The sequence below is a fragment of the Methanobrevibacter sp. genome, assembly GCF_045577275.1.
In the GTDB taxonomy this organism is placed as follows: Archaea; Methanobacteriota; Methanobacteria; order Methanobacteriales; family Methanobacteriaceae; genus Methanobrevibacter.
On the sequence record NZ_JAZNIB010000056.1, the window covers coordinates 1 to 1,740 of the forward strand.

A 1,740-nucleotide genomic window follows, 5' to 3' on the forward strand; every position below is an offset into this window, starting at 1 on the left:
ATGTCACTGGTCCTGATAACAATTTCATAGCGCAATTAAGGGATTTCTATAATAACAATTTATCCAATTTAACCATTAGAGTTAATGTTCAGACTCATGAATTAGGCAATTTAGATGGTATGGGGTTCTCTAAAAATTACACTGTTGTAACCGATGAAAATGGAATCTTCTCCATTCCTCTTGAATTGGGGGCAGGTGTTTATCAAATAAACTGTTCTTATGCAGGAAACAAATGGTATCGAGAGGACTATAAGGTTTACACTTTAAATCTTACAAAATCACATACCCTGTTGTTTGGACAATCTTCTCTTGAAGTCTTAAAGAATGACAGCTATTTGACTGTCATATTGACTACAGATGATTTGAAAGTTTTACCTAACAATAAGATAACTTATTATGTTTTATCTGGAGATATTTCTAATTTGGATACAGCTATCAATGATGCAGTTGCTGTGTTCTATGCATTTACCAATCAGTCAAGCATATCCCGATTAAAAATTAACCTTCCAGTAGGTCAATACACATTATTTACAGTATTTGATGGTGACAAATGGTATGAAAATTGCAGCTTGCTCACTAATCTCACTGTTTATGGTGAGCAATCAAGATTAGATGCAAACCAAAATATCATCATTAAAGAATCTGGCTATTACAATGTAAGGCTTTTAGACAGCAATGGAAATCCAATTGCAGGTGAATCAATCAACATAACTGTAAACGGCAAATCCTACTCTCGCATGACTGATTCAAATGGTGAAGCTCGTTTGGAAATCAATCTGGCTTATGGAAATTATACAATTGTTTCTAAATTTAAAGGAAACATCAATTACACATCTTCTGAATTAAGTTCAAACCTATATGTTGTAGATGCGGATTATAAGTACCCATCAGTTTTAAGACTTAACAGTTCTGAAATCTACAGATCAAAAGGTTATTATGAAGTCATTTTAACTGGCATAAATAATGAAAGTTTGGTTCACAGAAACATCATTGTCAACGTCAACGGCACAAATTATACAATCAGAACCAATAATGATGGAGTCGCTCATCTAGATTATGATTTCACTATCGGATCATATATAGTGACTGCTTACTTTGCGGGAGATAATGATTATCAGTATTCAAACATCACTTCAACTTTGACTGTTGTCAGTGAGAATGCAGCAACAACTTTCTTGAATTCCTCAGTTTATTATGTATTGAAAGGAAAAGGTGGATTCTATACAGTAAGCTTATTGGACAAGCTTGGAAACCCAATTGCAGGTCAAAGAATCTACTTCAATCTCAATAATAAGGAGTATTCCAATATAACTGATAAGAATGGAAATGCCAATTTGATTATCAATCTTAATCCAGGCTCATATGATATCAATTCCACTTTCAGAGGAACTGATGTATTATTTGCAAGCAACACTTACAGCAAATTGGTTGTTCTTCCTAATGACAATGGAACCAACGGATCAAATTCCATGGATAATAATGTTAATAAGACTGTAAAGCTTTCCACTAAGATAGTGGCAAGCAATATGATTAAATATTATAAGGACAGCAAAAAACTGGTCATTACTCTTAAGGATTCCAAAAATAAGACAATTGCAGGCAGAAATATAACTATTGTTCTCAATGGCAAAACATATAAGGGAGCAACCGATAAGAACGGAAGAGTCAATTTGCTTGTCAATCTTAAAAATGGGAAATACACTGTGAAGATCAGGTTTGCAGGAGACAAGTATTTCAAGG

1 pseudogene is annotated in these 1,740 nt (G+C 33.6%); it reads left to right on the forward strand.

Features of this window, described 5'->3' with window-relative positions:
• Nucleotides 1-1,740 (forward strand): annotated as a pseudogene (locus ACKI67_RS01805) (hypothetical protein); the annotation flags it as partial.